A 443-nucleotide genomic window follows, 5' to 3' on the forward strand; every position below is an offset into this window, starting at 1 on the left:
TCCGACCTGATGATCGACCCGCTGACATTCACCATCGGCACCGGCACGGAAGATGACCGCAAGCTGGGGGAATGGACGCTGGAGGGCATCCGCCTGATCCGCGAACGCTTCCCCGACATCCAGATCGTTCTGGGGCTGTCCAACATCTCGTTCGGGCTGAACCCGGCGGCGCGCGCGGTGCTGAACTCGGTCTTCCTTGACCACGCGGTGCGCGCGGGCATGACGGCGGCGATCGTGCATGTGTCGAAAATCCGCCCGCTGCACATGATCGCGGCCGAGGAAGTGAAGGTGGCCGAGGACCTGATCTTCGACCGCCGCGCCGAGGGCTACGACCCGCTGCAGCGCATGCTGGAAATCTTTGCCGACCGCAAGGCCGCCGATGCGGTCAAGAAGGCCCGCGCCGAGACCGCGACCGAACGCCTGAAGGACCGCATTGTCGATGG

1 protein-coding gene is annotated in these 443 nt (G+C 65.7%); it reads left to right on the forward strand.

Translation table 11 applies throughout. The annotated features are described in order from the left end of the window. Window positions 1-443, forward strand: a 443-nt coding sequence (locus DY926_RS15740) for a dihydropteroate synthase (protein ID WP_158552053.1), incomplete at both ends; no start/stop codon positions are given.

The sequence above is a fragment of the Komagataeibacter melaceti genome, assembly GCF_003403295.1.
Taxonomy (GTDB): domain Bacteria; phylum Pseudomonadota; class Alphaproteobacteria; order Acetobacterales; family Acetobacteraceae; genus Komagataeibacter; species Komagataeibacter melaceti.